General features: G+C 45.9%; 6 protein-coding genes. All 6 read left to right on the plus strand.

Annotated elements, in window-relative coordinates; genetic code table 11:
- The first annotated feature begins 452 nt into the window (after positions 1-452).
- A complete protein-coding gene (locus ACL6C3_RS24690; RefSeq protein WP_413162054.1) occupies positions 453-6,854 on the plus strand; it encodes a cadherin domain-containing protein in 6,402 nt (2,133 codons plus the stop codon).
- A gap of 392 nt (positions 6,855-7,246) precedes the next feature.
- Positions 7,247-7,639, plus strand: a complete 393-nt coding sequence (locus tag ACL6C3_RS24695; protein WP_413162056.1) for a DUF2809 domain-containing protein — start codon at positions 7,247-7,249, stop codon at positions 7,637-7,639.
- Positions 7,640-7,692: 53 nt separating this feature from the next.
- The gene (gene rimO, locus ACL6C3_RS24700) at positions 7,693-9,006 is read left to right on the plus strand and encodes a 30S ribosomal protein S12 methylthiotransferase RimO (protein WP_413162060.1); all 1,314 of its coding nucleotides are present in this window, start codon (positions 7,693-7,695) and stop codon (positions 9,004-9,006) included.
- Positions 9,007-9,197: 191 nt separating this feature from the next.
- The gene (locus ACL6C3_RS24705; protein WP_413162062.1) at positions 9,198-9,989 is read left to right on the plus strand and encodes a hypothetical protein; all 792 of its coding nucleotides are present in this window, start codon (positions 9,198-9,200) and stop codon (positions 9,987-9,989) included.
- Between the two features lie 398 nt (positions 9,990-10,387).
- A complete protein-coding gene (locus ACL6C3_RS24710; protein WP_413162064.1) occupies positions 10,388-11,824 on the plus strand; it encodes a DEAD/DEAH box helicase in 1,437 nt (478 codons plus the stop codon).
- A 311-nt stretch (positions 11,825-12,135) separates the two neighbouring features.
- Complete coding sequence (locus ACL6C3_RS24715) at positions 12,136-12,588, plus strand: DNA-binding protein (protein WP_413162067.1); 453 nt, start codon at positions 12,136-12,138, stop codon at positions 12,586-12,588.
- The last annotated feature ends 3 nt before the right edge of the window (positions 12,589-12,591 follow it).

Genomic DNA, 12,591 nt, shown 5'->3' on the forward strand with positions numbered 1-12,591 from the left:
TCATCTAAAAGATCGGGGATCTATTAAGGGCATCAAATCACGGATTAACTAACACGAGCATTGTTTTCAAGCTTCAAATGAGAAGCGATAACATTGCCATAAAAAATAAGGCTTTGGGGCAAATTATCACCGTTCCCAAGCTAGAATTATCATGGAAATCTGGGAAAAATAAAAGCATCAAATCACATCTAAATAAGCAATAACATTGTTCTGACGCATCTATTGAAAAGCAATGAAATTGTCATATTTAAGCTCGATTTTTCGTAGAAATCGGGGAGAAATAAAAGCATCAAACCACCCCTAAATCAGCACTAAAATCGTTCTTATCCTGAAGAATACCCGGCTTTATCTGGGAAAACCAAAGCTTTTTTTCAAAAGCAATGGTGCCGATTTATTGTGCCGATAAAATTTTACCCCTTGTCGTTTATCTAAAAACTTTCTGATTTTTTACCATGAATTTAACCAGAGTTCTACCCATGTCTCAACTCGCTCTTTCCAACGCTCAGTTTTCCCATTCTTTCCAAACCCTACAGTTTTCACCGATTTCTCTGAATTCCTCAAAAACCCTGGTTTTTATCGATGCTAACGTAGATGACTACGAATACCTCGTTGCCGGGGTCAAATCCGGAATAGAAATTGAGATTTTAAATAGCGATAGAGACGGTATAGAACAAATTACAGCCTGCTTATTTACCCGTCCTAATATTGAAAGCGTTCATATTGTTTCTCACGGTTCACCGGGATGCTTATACATAGGAAATACTCAACTCAACCTCAACACCTTTGAACGGTACGCCAACCTACTGCAAACCTGGTCCGCTTCCGAAATTGTACTGTACGGTTGTCACCTCGCTTGTGGAGACGCCGGGGCCGAATTTATTGAGAAACTGCACAAACTGACCGGCGCCGACATCGCCGCCTCCGCCACTCCCACCGGAAACGCCGCCTTAAACGGAGACTGGACCTTCAAGCGGTTCATCAGTCAAACCCCCGCCGAAGTTGCGTTTTCAGCCGGCACACAAGCCTCCTATCGTGGTATTTTAGCCAACGGTCAGGTCAACATCGACGGCACCCCAGAAGAAGACAGCATCCTAACAGCCACAGTCAGCGACTCGGACGGCCTTCCAAACAACATCACCTATCAGTGGCAGTCTTCGACCGATGAAAACACCTGGACAGACATCACCGGCGCGACCAACAACACCTTCACCCCCGGAGATAACGAAGTCGGCAAATTTATCCGAGTCAACGCCTCCTACACCGACAATGGAGGAACAGCCGAAACCGCCACCGCAGTAGCCGGACAGGGAATCAGGGCCTTGGGCAGTTTTTATCAAGACGGCAGCGCCCAAGCCGTCTCCATCGTCGGAAATTTGGCTTATATCGCCAATGATAGAGAGGGCCTGCAAATCCTCGATATCAGCAACCCCGCCAGTCCCACTTTAAGAGGTAGCATTGATACTCCGGGGCGCGCCAAGGACATCGCGGTTGCGGGGAACTTCGCTTATATTGCCGATGATAACGGAAGTCTGCAAGTCATCGATATTAGCAACCCCGCCACTCCGACCATTGTCGCCAATGCGCCGACCGGTGGAGAAGCCAACGGTGTAGCGGTTGCGGGAAATTTCGCCTACGTTTCCGATAATAATGGCGGCCTGCAAATCATCGATATTACCGACCCGACTCGACCCGCTCCCCGAGGCCAAATTGCTACTCCCGGCCGGGCTTGGGATGTTGCGGTGGCGGGGAACTTTGCCTATGTTGCCGATGCGGGGAACGGGGGCTTACGAATTTTTAATATTACCGACCCGGACAACCCCACAGCGGCCGGCAACGTCAGCACCGGCGCCAATGCTAGGGGTGTCTCCGTCGTCGGGAACTTGGCTTATGTTGCCAATACGGGTAACAATAATTTGTCAATCATCAATGTTAGCAGCCCCGCCAGTCCCCAGGTGGTCGGCGTTTATAATACTGGCGGCGATGCTTTTGGCGTCTCGGTGTCGGGGGACTTTGCTTATGTGGCTTATGAAGCTGACGGTCTGCAAATTGTTAATGTTAGCGACCCGACCAATCCCACTTTAGAGTATGGTTTAGATACCGATGGCAATGCTTTAGGTGTCTCTGTGGTCGGTAACTCGGTTTATCTTGCCGATGGTAATGGCGGTCTAAAAGTTCTTGATGTTCAGACGACGCCCCCAAGGGTTGCCAATATTAACGATATTCCCACTAATATTACTCTCGACAATAACAGCGTAGACGAAAACCAAGCGGTTGGTGCGGTTGTGGGAACTTTGACCAGCGCCGACGCCGACCCGACGGACACCCATTCTTACACGTTGGTTGCGGGTGTTGGCGATACGGATAACGCTCAATTTGAAATTGTTAACGGTCAACTCAGGACTAAGGCTTCTTTCGATTTTGAAACTAAGAATTCCTACAATATTCGAGTTGAAACCAACGACGGAAACGGGGGAACTTTTCAAAAAGAGTTAACCATTAATGTTGATAATGTTAACGAAAATCCCACCGATATTACCCTCAGCAATAATAGCTTAAACGAAAATCAGGCAGTTGGTACGCTTGTGGGAATATTGACCACCGCCGATGTTGACCCGACGGACACCCATTCTTACAGTTTAGTTGAGGGTGCCGGTAGCGCCGATAACGCTCTGTTTGAAATTGTTAACGGTCAACTGAGAACCCAAGCGGTTTTAGATTTTGAAACCAAATCTTCCTACAGTATTCGGGTTCAAACCGACGACGGAAACGGGGGAACTGTTCAGAAACCGTTTACAATTACCGTTGATAATGTTAATGAAAATCCCACCGATATTACTCTCGATACGAACAGCGTCGGTGAAAATCAAGATATTGGTACGGTTGTCGGGACTTTTAGCAGCACGGACTCGGATACAAACGACACCCATACTTACAGTTTAGTTCCGGGTGTTGGTAGCACTGATAACGGTCTGTTTGAAATTGTTAACGGTCAACTGAGAACCACAGCGGTTTTAGATTTTGAAACCAAAACTTCCTACAGTATTCGGGTTAAAACTGATGATGGAAACGGGGGAAGTTTTCAAAAGGCGTTAACCGTTAACGTTGATAATGTTAATGAAAATCCCACCGATATTACTCTCAGTAATAATAGCCTGGAGGAAAATCAAGTTGTCGGTACGGTTGTCGGAATATTTACCACCGCAGATGTTGACCCGACGGACACCCATTCTTACAGTTTGGTTCCGGGTGTTGGTGGCGCCGATAACGCTCTTTTTGAAATTGTAGACGGGGAACTGAGAACCAAAGCGGTTTTAGATTTTGAAACCAAATCTTCCTACAATATCCGGGTCCGAACCAACGACGGAAATGGGGGAACTTTTGACAAGGAATTTACCGTTAATGTCAGCAATGTTAACGAACTTCCCACCGATATTACTCTCAGCAATAACCGGGTCGATGAAAACCAAGCCGCCGGTGCGGTTGTCGGAACATTTAGCACTGCTGATAGCGATCTCAATGAAACCTATTCTTACAGTTTAGTTGCGGGTGTTGGCGACACCGATAACGCTCTGTTTGATATTGTTAATGGCGAACTGAGAACTAAAGCGGTTTTAGATTTTGAAACCCAATCTTCCTATAATATCCGCGTTCAAACCAACGACGGAAATGGGGCAATTTTTGAAAAATCTTTGCTGATTAATGTGGGTAATGTTAACGAAATTCCTACTAATATTACCCTCAGCAATAATAGCCTGGACGAAAATCAAGTTGTCGGTACGGTTGTCGGAACGCTCACCACTGCTGATGTTGACCCGACGGACACCCATTTTTACACGTTAGTTCCGGGTGCGGGCGATACCGATAACGATCTTTTTGAAGTTGTTAACGGGGAACTCAAAACCAAAGCTGTTTTAGATTTTGAAACCAAATCTTCCTACAATATCCGGCTTCAAACCAACGATGGAAATGGGGGAACTTTTGACAAGCAATTTACCGTTAATGTCGGTAATATTAACGAATTTCCCACCGATATTATTTTGGACAATAACACCGTCGATGAAAACCAAGCCGTCGGTGTGGTTGTCGGAACTTTAAGCAGTGTTGATGGAGATTTAAACGACAGCTATACTTACAGTTTAGTGGCGGGTAATGGCGACACCGATAACGATAAATTTGAAATTGTTAACGGTCAACTGCAAACCACTGCTTCCTTTGATTTTGAAAGCCAAAATTCCTACAGTATCCGCGTTCAAACGAATGATGGAAATGGGGGAATTTTTGAAAATTCTTTGCTCATTAATGTCGGTAATGTTAATGAACTTCCCACCGATATTACTCTTAGCAATAACCGTCTTGATGAAAACCAAGCAGCCGGTGCGGTTGTCGGAACTTTTACCACCGCCGACGTTGACCCGACGGACACCCATACTTACACGTTAGTTCCGGGTGTTGGCGACACCGATAACGCTCTTTTTGAAGTTGTTAATGGGGAACTCCAAACCAAAGCCGTCCTCGACTTTGAAACCAAAACTTCCTACAATATTCGGGTGAAAACCGATGATAATAATGGCGGAACTTTTGAAAAAGAATTCACCGTTAATGTTGATAATGTTAACGAAAATCCCACCGATATTACTCTCAGTAATAACAGCTTAGAAGAAAGCCAAGCCGTCGGTACGGTTGTTGGAACTTTTACCAGCACAGACTCCGATATAAACGACACCTATTCTTATCGTTTAGTTGCGGGTGTTGGCGACACCGATAACGCTCTTTTTGATATCGTTAACGGGGAACTCCAAACCAAAGCCGTCCTCGACTTTGAAACCAAAAATTCCTACAATATCCGGGTTGAAACCAATGACGGAAATGGGGGAACTTTTGAAAAGCAATTTACCGTTAATGTCGGTAATATTAACGAAATTCCCACCGATATTACCCTCAGCAATAACGGCGCCGATGAAAACCAAGCCGTCGGTGCGGTTGTCGGAACATTTAGCACCGTTGATGGAGATACAAACGACAGCCATTCTTACAGTTTAGTTGCGGGAGAGGGTGACACCGATAACGCTCTTTTTGAAATTGTTAACGGTGAACTCATTACCAAAGCCGTCCTCGACTTTGAAACCAAAACTTCCTACAGTATCCGGGTTCAAACGAGCGATAATAATGGAGAAACCTTTGAAAAGGCGCTCGCCATCAACGTTAATAATGTTAACGACCCACCCGTTTTAAACAGTAGTATTCCTCCTCAAACTATTTTGGAAGATGGAAATTTTAGGTTGGATATTTCCAGGAATTTCAGCGCTGTTGATGCGGGGGATAACCTCACCTATACGGCTACATTAGCCAACGGTGCCGCCTTACCCAGTTGGTTAATTTTAGACCCAACAACGGGAGTATTTAGCGGCACTCCAAGCAATGAAAATGTTGGTCAACTCGAGGTAAAAGTTACCGCCAAAGATAGTAGCGAAGCCACCGTTGAAAATACGTTCCAACTGATCGTTAATAACGTTAACAACGGCCCCATTCTCCGCAACGGTATCGACCCTCAAACCGTCGAGGAAGACAGCAATTTTACCTTAAATATTGCCGCCAATTTCACCGATACTGATGCCATTGATAGCCTCAGTTTCACAGCCAAATTAGCCGACGGTTCACCCTTACCCAGTTGGTTAAAATTAGACTCAAGAACCGGAGTCTTTAGCGGCACTCCCACCAACGATGATGTCGGCGTATTTGATATCAGAGTGACCGCCACCGATGGAAATCAGGCCACCGTTGAAAACACGTTTCAACTGACCGTTAATGACATCGATAACGATTCTGAAACCGACCCGGGAAATGATTCCGAACCCGACGACTTCGGCGGCGTTATCGATAACCCAACTAACTTAATTCCTGCTATTATTGCGCCGGTTAAACCCGCCAACACTGCGGCTAATATTAGTTCTGATAATTCTAGCAGTGAAGGCGGTTCCGACGCCGATATTTTACTCGGTGATGCGAACAATAACGAAATTTTTGCTTTCGCAGGCGATGATATTGTTAACGGGGGTGATGGTGAAGATGGGATCGCCGCCAACGAAGGAAATGATACTGTTGATGGTGGCAACGGTAATGATACCATTTTCGGCGGAAAAGATAACGACGTTATTTTCGGTTCCGATGGCGATGACTGGTTAAACGGTAACTTGGGTGATGACTTCCTTGATGGGGGTGATAATAACGATACCCTGTTTGGCGGTCAAGATAATGATACCCTGTTTGGCGGAAACGGAGACGACTGGTTAAACGGTAACTTGGGTGATGACTTCCTTGACGGGGGTGAGGGTAATGATATGGTTTATGGCGGTCAAGATGGGGATACTCTCACCGGGGGAACCGGAAATGATAGCCTATTTGGTAATATCGGCAATGATTTAATTGCAGGAAACGACGGTAACGACCTGATCTATGGCGGTAAGAATAACGATACCGTTTCCGGTAATCAAGGTAATGATACCCTTTACGGCGACTTGGGGAATGATGTCGTTGATGGTAGCGAAGGGAATGACCTGATTTTTGGAGGCGAAGGAAATGACATCCTCATCGGCGCCGGCGGTAATGATACTTTAACCGGAAATGAGGGACGCGATCGCTTTTTCCTGGGTATTGGAAATGGTTCCGACTTGATTACTGATTTTACCGATAGTCAAGATTTGTTGGTTCTCGATGAGGATTTAACTTTCGATGACTTAAATATTGTAGAGCAAAATGGTTCGACTCTGATTCAGTTTGGACAGGAATTGTTAGCAACTCTTGAGAATGTTAACCCCAGTCTCATTACTGCGGATGATTTTGTTAGTGTAGCCTAACATACGCGAAAAATCTTTAAAACCGAGTAGGATGGGTAATGCTCATCCTACTTTTTTTGATTTTAGTTGTAGGGTGCCATTGCAGAAACCCGGTTTCTCAACCCAAAATATATGATCTCAACCGATCGCGATCGCAACAAACCCGGTTTCTAATACCTATCTCAACCGATCGCGATCGCAACAAACCCAAGAAACCCGGTTTCTCAACCCAAAATATATGATCTCAACCGATCGCGATCGCAACAAACCCGGTTTCTAATACCTATCTCAACCGATCGCGATCGCAACAAACCCAAGAAACCCGGTTTCTCAACCCAAAATATATGATCTCAACCGATCGCGATCGCTAGAAACCGGGTTTTTGAGACTGATGATTTTTCTGGGTCTAAATTATGAAAACTTATCGCCGGATTGTGTTTGGGATTTTAATTGCTTTAATTCCGATTGGGTTGGCGAGTAAATACTATCAAGGGCCGTTAGAATTTTGGGTGAATAACTCTTTTAGCAGTATTTTCTACGAAATGTTTTGGATGTTTTTGGTCGTGTTAATTTTACCCCGACTCTCGCCGGGATGGGTGGCGTTTTGGGTGTTTGTGGTGACTTCTGCGTTGGAGTTTATGCAGTTGTGGAAACCGCCTTTTTTACAAGCAATTCGAGAAACTTTAATCGGACGGTTAGTCCTGGGGACTACTTTTGTTTGGGGGGATTTTCTCTATTATGTCCTCGGATGTGCGATCGGTTGGTTGGTTCTGCGAACTTTAAAGGCAAAATGGGTAAACAGCTAGATTCTGTGTTAATATATTAAATTCGTAGTTGAATTTTATGATAAAAACTGTTAATGGCAACTCAGCCGACGATCGCAATTTCCCATTTAGGGTGCGAAAAAAATCGCATTGATACCGAACATATGCTAGGCTTGCTCGTACAGGCGGGCTATCAGGTCGATTCTAACGAAGAACTGGCCGATTATGTGATTGTTAATACCTGTAGTTTTATCGAAGCGGCACGGGAAGAATCCGTTCAGACCATTGTAGATCTGGCCGAAGCGAAAAAGAAAGTTGTAATTACCGGTTGCATGGCGCAACACTTCCAAGACGCACTGCTTGAAGAACTTCCCGAAGCGGTGGCGGTTGTGGGAACGGGAGATTATCATAAAATTGTCGATGTGATTCAACGCACCCAAAAGGGGGAACGGGTTCGAGAAATTTCTGCTGAACCCACCTACATCGCCGATGAAACGGTTCCCCGCTATCGCACCACAACCGAAGGGGTAGCCTATCTGCGAGTCGCCGAAGGGTGCAATTATCGCTGTGCCTTTTGTATTATCCCCCATTTGCGCGGAGATCAGCGATCGCGAAGTATTGAGTCCATTGTTACCGAAGCGCAACAACTGGCCGATCAGGGAGTGAAAGAAATTGTACTGATTTCTCAGATTACCACCAATTACGGCCTAGATTTGTACGGCGAACCGAAATTGGCGGAATTGTTAAGAGCGCTCGGAAAAGTCGATATTCCTTGGGTGAGAATGCACTACGCCTATCCGACGGGATTAACGCCGAAAGTGATAGAAGCGATTGGCGAAACCCCCAATATTTTACCCTATTTGGATTTACCGTTACAACATTCTCACCCGGAAATTTTACGGGCGATGAATCGGCCTTGGCAAGGTCGGGTGAATGATGAGATTATTGAGAAGATTAAATTGGCGCTTCCCGATGCGATTTTAAGAACCACATTTATTGTCGGTTTTCCGGGTGAAACCAATAAACATTTTGAACATTTGCTGCAATTTGTGAAACGCCATCACTTCGATCATGTCGGCGTATTTACCTTCTCGGCTGAAGAAGGAACCCCCGCTTGTAATTTACCGAATCAAGTGACCCAGGCGGTGATGGATGCGCGACGGGATGCGTTAATGCAGGTTCAACAGCCGATTTCCTTTCAACAAAATCAAAAGTCTGTCGGAGAAGTAGTCGAGGTTTTAATCGAACAAGAACATCCCGGTACGGGGAAATTGATTGGACGTTCGGGGAGGTTTGCGCCGGATGTTGACGGGGTGGTTTATGTAGAAGGAACGGCGCGTTTGGGGTCAATTGTTCCGGTAAAAATTAGCAGTGCGGATGTTTATGATTTGTACGGTTATACCGTCTGATTTCTGTAAAAATACTTAAAATCCAGGACTTCCGGCTGTTAAATTTCTATGCTAAGGTAGAGATAAAAGCATCAAGAAACCGAGCAATTTTCAGCCGGATTTTTATCGGGGTGTGTGTAAATTCATTTAGCGATCGCCAGACGTTGTAAACAAGGTTTCGGCGTTGATTAAGAACTGTTGTTTTTAAGCCAATGTTACCTTCAAAATCAACTCATGCTTTCCGGGTCAAAGATGAGGTTGAAGGTTTGGTTAGTCAGGTGAATTCTCAGACCCCAGTACCGAAGCTGATTGATGAGGTAGAAATCAAAGTTTTTTTTGATCCGAGTCAGTTCCCGATGCTGGCGAACCGGTTTGACCTTCACGAAAAACCCAACCTCAAACGGGCCAGTTGTTTTTTTGATACAAAAGCGTTACACTTGTTTAAGTCAGGAGTAATTCTGCGAATTCGTCTTCATCGGGATGCTAAGGATTCCCTAACGCTGAAGCTGCGAAACTTCGACTCTCGTTGGATTCATCCAGAATTTTACAGCCAGAGTCGCTTTCGCCTAAAAATCAATCGCACCGGAGCGCATCAAACTCAGATTGCCAAAGTTGAAACGCGCACCTCAAACAGTCGGTTGAAGCAAGTGGTCAAGGGAAAAAAAAAGATCCAACAAGCTCTCAACCCTGTTCAGAAGCAACTGTTTAGGCAATATATGGGATCGGTTGAACTATTAGATCAACTGACTTTGTATAGTAGGGTGGAGGCAGAAATCTGGAAGTGGTATGACAAAACCTTTCCCTACCGTCTGACCTTAGAACAATGGTTTCTTCCGGGTCAGAACGCTTTGCTTGAGTTATCAATCAAGGTGACACCCGGCAAAGCTGAAATCGCTCAAAGGCAATTACATCAATGGCTGGAGCGTCAAGGAATGGTTTACGACCTCTCCCAATACTCAAAAACGGCAATTTGTCTGACCGCTCAGAATCAGACAATCGTGTAGTGATAGTGTAGGATTACCGAAAAGCCAGTCAGCACTGCTCAGGCTGAAAAAAGTTCTCGCATCCCCCAAAGTGAATCTACAACAGGGTTTGATAGCATTGGTACGGGAATTCGGATATAATTTTAAGCAGTTTGTGGTTTTGTTTCTGATTGTTAAGCGTTATCCTATTATTGAATAAGGTTTAGTCGGCTCTGAAAAGCTGGATGCCCCCCAGGGACCAATTGAGTGAGTACAGAGTCTAGAAAAACCTGCAAACAATCTAAATTGGTTCCGCAATGCCCTTAGAACGGTGTATCGCTGGAGCGACGCTCTTTAAGGTGTTGGAGTAGAGCTAAGACCTGAAATCTGAGGAGGGCAATGGAAGGAACCAAGCGAAAACTTGTGATTTAGGAGCATTAATGAGTCTATCCTTTGTAGAACTAGGTATTTCAGAAGCCCGCGCTCAACATCTCGAATCCATCGGTTTTACCGAACCCACTCCCATCCAGGTGCAAGCGATCCCACAAATCCTATCAGGTCGAGACATCGTGGGACAAGCCCAGACCGGAACCGGGAAAACCGCAGCCTTTTCATTGCCAATCCTCGAACAAATCGATCACAAAGCTAAAGATGTTCAGGCTTTGATTTTAACTCCAACCCGAGAACTGGCGATGCAGGTCAAAGACGCCATTCGCAAAATGAGCAACGAACGCTCATTATATGTGTTAACCGTCTATGGAGGTCAGTCGATAGAACGACAAATCCAACGGTTAGACCGGGGCGTCCAGATTGTGGTGGGAACACCCGGACGGGTATTGGATTTGCTCAGTCGGGGCGACCTCAGACTTGATAGCATCAAGTGGTTGGTTCTCGACGAAGCGGACGAGATGCTGAGTATGGGATTTATTCAAGATGTGGAAAAAATCCTAGAAGCGGCTTCAGAAAACCGACAAACGGCTTTCTTCTCGGCAACAATTGAGCCTTCAATTTGGAAATTGGTGCGGAAGTACCTCAATTCTCCCGTCACCGTGAAGGTTGAACAGCCGAAAACCACGCCGAAACGCATCGAACAGGCGGTTTATACGGTGCCGCGTGGTTGGACGAAATCCCGTGCTTTACAACCGATTCTCGAACTCGAAGACCCGGAATCCGCGATTATTTTTGTCCGCACCAAGCAAGCGGCGGCAGATTTGACCAGCTACCTACAAGGGGCCGGTCACAGCGTTGACGAATATCACGGCAACTTGAACCAGTCCCAACGGGAGCGGCTGCTGATGCGGTTCCGCAAGCGTCAGGTGCGCTGGATTGTGGCGACGGATATCGCCGCACGGGGTCTGGATGTGGATCATTTGACCCACGTGATTAACTACGATTTGCCGGATAACGCCGAAAGCTACGTTCACCGCATCGGTCGGACGGGTCGCGCCGGACGGGAAGGGAAGGCGATTACGTTGTTGCAACCGATGGATCGCCGCAAACTGCGCTTGATTGAGCGTCACCTGCGTCACAATTTTACCACGCTGACGATTCCCAAGCGATCGCAAATTGAAGCGCGCTATATCGAACGCTTGAAAGATAAGGTGTTAGAAGCCTTGACCGGCGAGCGGATGGCGTCATTCTTACCCATTGTCGCACAGTTGGGCGAAGAATACGAACCCCACGCGATCGCGGCGGCGGCGTTACAAATGGCTTACGATCAGAATCGTCCCAATTGGGAAGAAACCGATTATCCCCAAGAGGAAGAGGTTAAGCCCATTCCTAAGCCGAAGTTGGTGGGTAAAAAGCGCCGTTCTTCTGATTCTGAACCGCAGAAGAAGTCCTCAGAGAAGAAGTCTTCTGTCGGTAGCGGGAATTAAATAACCCTAACAGAAAAACCCGGTTTCTCAAAAAAACTGGGTTTCTCAAAAAACCCGGTTTCTCAAATAGACCGGGTTTTTGGTTTGCTAAAAAATCCCAAATATTGCGGGTTTTTGCTGTGCTAATATCAAATCCGGTTGTATAATCAACCAATAACAGACACCTTCGCAGTACCAGCGACAGTGAACAGGTTTCGGTCGAACCGCGCTACTCCGCGCCACCGAATAGCAGATCCTTGACTATTGATCCGCAGATCATTTATCATTAGGTATGACAGTTATCAAAACTATTGCGATTTCCTTATAGTTCAATGATAGTCGGTACTACAGAAGCAGCCCGTATTCTAAAAATCTCTACCGCTCGACTGCGAGTTCTCCTAATCGCAGGCCGAGTCGAAGGTGCTTATAAGACCGGGAAGATGTGGCTCATTCCCCTGGTTGACGGCGAACCCACTATTAAGCGAGGTACAAGAGGCCCGGCTCCCCGTTGGTGCAATCTCAAAAAGCCTGCAACAACGATTATTCACGTTAATTCTCAAAGAATTCGGCAAAATCAAAAACACCAGGAACGACTTCCCGTGATTACCGTCAAAACGCGCAACACCAATACTTACGGGCATATTGTCGAAATACCGGGAGGATGTCGTGTTGTCTATCGTCCCGATAAACCTCTCCGTTGTGGTGCCAGGGTTTGGATTGAAACCTTTTATGATGTTAATGTCATCGGTCAGTCAAAATCTCTTGATCTCTCCACAGTTTTATGATGG

It is taken from the genome of Capilliphycus salinus ALCB114379 (assembly GCF_047276495.1).
Classification (GTDB): Bacteria; Cyanobacteriota; Cyanobacteriia; order Cyanobacteriales; family Microcoleaceae; genus Capilliphycus; species Capilliphycus salinus.

Coding starts and splice junctions, on each gene's coding strand:
- ACL6C3_RS24695 (WP_413162056.1), top strand. CDS start 7,247: ATGAAAACTTATCGCCGGATTGTGTTTGGGATTTTAATTGCTTTAATT.
- ACL6C3_RS24690 (WP_413162054.1), top strand. CDS start 453: ATGAATTTAACCAGAGTTCTACCCATGTCTCAACTCGCTCTTTCCAAC.
- ACL6C3_RS24715 (WP_413162067.1), top strand. CDS start 12,136: ATGATAGTCGGTACTACAGAAGCAGCCCGTATTCTAAAAATCTCTACC.
- ACL6C3_RS24705 (WP_413162062.1), top strand. CDS start 9,198: ATGTTACCTTCAAAATCAACTCATGCTTTCCGGGTCAAAGATGAGGTT.
- rimO (WP_413162060.1), top strand. CDS start 7,693: ATGGCAACTCAGCCGACGATCGCAATTTCCCATTTAGGGTGCGAAAAA.
- ACL6C3_RS24710 (WP_413162064.1), top strand. CDS start 10,388: ATGAGTCTATCCTTTGTAGAACTAGGTATTTCAGAAGCCCGCGCTCAA.